This window comes from Moorena sp. SIO4A5, assembly GCF_010672005.1.
Lineage (GTDB): Bacteria > Cyanobacteriota > Cyanobacteriia > Cyanobacteriales > Coleofasciculaceae > Moorena.
Window position 1 is genome coordinate 1 of record NZ_JAAHHZ010000573.1, and the last position, 3,129, is coordinate 3,129.

The following is a 3,129-nucleotide window of genomic DNA, read 5'->3' on the forward strand; positions in this document are numbered from 1 at the left end:
TTGGGCATCGTCAACTGCTATGTCAATCACCTTTAATTATACTCTAGCGCTAGTAAAATGTCAATGTCCGTTTTGCGATATTAAATCCCGTTTTATACCGTTTTATAGGGGTTTAATTGCGGGACTAATGAATGCTTCCCCCACCTGCGTTCTCGTGGTGGGGGTGTCCGTCTTGATTACAAGGGTTTATCCCTCGCGACAGGCGGCATTCCCGCCGAACACCCAGGACTTTTGCTGGAGTGCTCCCCCAAGTCGTTTCCGCTATGGGGCTTGTATTAGGAACTTTTACCTAGAGTCTGACGTATATAAACCGACTACACAGGATTTATAGGTTTGTTTTCCCTGGCGTTGAGAGGTCGTGCCTCTAGGTTGCTCAGAATCTTGTTCTGTCCTTTGCCGTACCGCTCAAGCTAGATTAATTATAACACAATTTGTCGTTCCTTGACCCCCACCTGAACGTTCGCGCAGCGTGGCCGTAGGCCAGGTGGGGGAATGCGTCACAAAATCTGTTCAAGATTCATAAAGTGGAAGAAATAAGTCGAATCTCTATCAAAACTAATGCACTTATTAGACCTCTTGCAAAAATATGTTTAGTTACAATAGACCTCTTGCAAAAGTATTTTTATAATAGTGTTCTTGATGCAGTCGCTCATGGGGGAAACCCCCAAGACCGCGCTGCATCGCTTTGCGCCAATTCTTGTCCACTGTTCCCTGTTCCCTGTTCCCTGTTCCCGACTTCTGCCGCGAAGTCTAATGTGTGATAAGACAACTATTTGCGGTGAAAGAATATTGTCTTAATCATCCATTTGTTAAGACACAACCGCTGCTGAAATAATGCCTTGCTCCTCAAGCACTGCAGCAACTCTAAGAATCATTGCTTCATGGTAGGGTGCAGCAATAATTTGTACCCCTAAGGGCATTTGACCAGGACGGTGAATTGGTACCGATAAGACCGGTAAGCCAATGAAGGATAAGGGTTGAGTAAATAATCCTAAGTTTGGACGAACCAACACTTCTTCCCCGGCAATGACCATTTTTTCTTGACCCAGTAGGGGAGCAACACAGGGTGTAGTGGGAGCAAGGATAATATCGACATCTTGGAAGACTTCCCGAATGCGATCGCGAAACCATTGTCGAAACCGTTGCGCTTGAATATACCAAGTCCCTGGAATTAGGGCACCTGCTAAAAAGCGATCGCGTGTAGCTGGATCAAAATCATCGGGACGTTTACGCAAATTGTCCAAATGCAGGTTTGACCCTTCATTAGCTGTAATAATATAAGCTGCTGCTCTGGCTCGCTTGGCTTCTGGGATAGTAACCGAGGCAGTTACATCCAAGCTACTAGCGACTTTAGCGACAGCATCCAAGACTTCTGGTTCTGCCCCTTGAGCAAAATAGCCATCCGCAACTCCAATCCGTAACCCGTCAATCCCCTGGTTAAGCTGGGGGACACAAAGTTCTGGGAGACGATTGGTACAAACTGGATCAGTGGGATCTGCTCCCTGAAGGATATCAAAGATAGTAGCAATATCCCGTACAGAACGAGCAAACGGACCGATATGATCCAAACTAGCAGAAAACAAGAAAACCCCTGCGCGAGACAATCGTCCGTAGGTAGGTTTGAAGCCAAAAGTACCACACAACGCAGCTGGTACCCGGATTGAACCATTGGTATCAGAACCGAGAGTGATTGGTACTAATCCCGCTGCCACTGCTGCTGCCGAGCCGCCAGAGGAACCACCAGCAATGCGAGTGAGATCATGGGGGTTATGAGTTGCACCGTAATGGCTATTTTCCGTTACAAAGCCATAGGCGTACTCATCCATATTTAATGCTCCGACTAGGATAGCACCCGCTTGTTTGAGTTTAGTTACAGCAGTAGCATCACGGGAAGCAGGAGGATTTTCAGCATTAATTTTTGACCCAGCTAATGTTATTAAGCCAGCGATATCATATAAGTTTTTAACCGCAAAAGGAACTCCTGCCAATGGACCGGGATTGTTCCCTTTAGCAATAGCATGATCAATGTGTTCAGCATCGGATAAGGCTTGGTCAGTGGTAACCGTTGTGAAACAGTTAAGGGATTGGTTACGGACAGTTATTTTTTCGAGACAGTTAGTAATGACTGTTTTGGCGGTGACTTGACCTTCTCGAATCGCAGTGGTAATTCCAATGGCATCAGTTGGGTTCACGGTTAGCATCCTAATTTCAACTATTATGATGATTGAGTAACGCTGATCAACCAATAAACTAGATAATTTGATAGTCAAAAATTATCAGCATCCTAAGGTTCAAATACAGGAGCAGCTGCGATATCATCAGGTAAGCTAAATTCTGTGACTAGAGATGCGATCGCATAAATTTTAGCGAAGTTTTTGATAACACCAGGACGGTGTTCGGGCTTAAGGTCTAAATCAATGAGTTGCGCCGTTGCTTCGACATAGGTAGCAGTTTCAAGTTTTTTGGGCATCATTACTAGTTATTCTTTAAGAATTTAGTAGTTAAAATTAATTATAATCTATAAATATAATATAATTTTAAAAGCTGTCGTTATTACTCAAAACTCAACCATCAAAAATCGGCAGTCTCTTCAAAACTATCTTCAAAAAAACAAAGTTAAGTTTTTCGTTACCTTAAGGATATAAAGACACCCGATATGGCTATGACTCAAACGAAAGCCGAAGCGATTATCCGATGGGAAAAACTCCCCGATGAATTTCAATTACCCGATGACCCAGTGGATGATATCTATCATCCCTTATTAGCGGCTATCCTCCGAGAGATTCTGGAATTAGCCGGATTTATCACTAAATCAATGTTGATTGCGTCCAACTTTGGACTCTGTGCCAATGTGGACGGTAAAACAGTAGTCAAAGCACCGGACTGGTTTTATGTACCTTCCGTGTTTCCAGTCTTACCAGGGGTGATTCGCCGGAGCTATACCCCTCACACGGAAGGAGAGTTACCAGCAGTGGTTATGGAGTTCTTATCCGAGAAGGAGCAAGGAGAATATTCCATGAACCCTCGTTACCCCTATGGCAAATGGTACTTTTACGAGCAAATCCTACAAGTACCAATTTATGTGATTTTTGACCCAGCCTCCGGAAGTTTGGAAATGCGATCGCTTAA

Annotated in this window: 3 protein-coding genes and 1 pseudogene; 2 read left to right on the forward strand and 2 right to left on the reverse strand. The window is 44.2% G+C overall.

Annotated elements, in window-relative coordinates; genetic code table 11:
* Positions 1-608 precede the first annotated feature (608 nt).
* Positions 609-761: a hypothetical protein gene (locus F6K57_RS41205; RefSeq protein WP_293074854.1), complete on the forward strand. Its 153-nt coding sequence runs from the start codon at positions 609-611 to the stop codon at positions 759-761.
* Positions 762-809: 48 nt separating this feature from the next.
* Here F6K57_RS41205 and F6K57_RS41210 read toward each other — a convergent pair whose 3' ends face one another.
* Positions 810-2,201 carry an AtzE family amidohydrolase gene (locus tag F6K57_RS41210; protein ID WP_293074857.1) on the reverse strand — a complete coding sequence of 464 codons (1,392 nt, stop codon included), beginning with the start codon at positions 2,199-2,201 and terminating at the stop codon, positions 810-812.
* A gap of 83 nt (positions 2,202-2,284) precedes the next feature.
* A complete protein-coding gene (locus F6K57_RS41215; protein ID WP_293042592.1) occupies positions 2,285-2,473 on the reverse strand; it encodes a DUF4089 domain-containing protein in 189 nt (62 codons plus the stop codon).
* Positions 2,474-2,656: 183 nt separating this feature from the next.
* On the opposite strand from F6K57_RS41215, the pseudogene F6K57_RS41220 reads away from it, so the two are divergent.
* Positions 2,657-3,129 (forward strand): annotated as a pseudogene (locus F6K57_RS41220) (Uma2 family endonuclease); the annotation flags it as partial.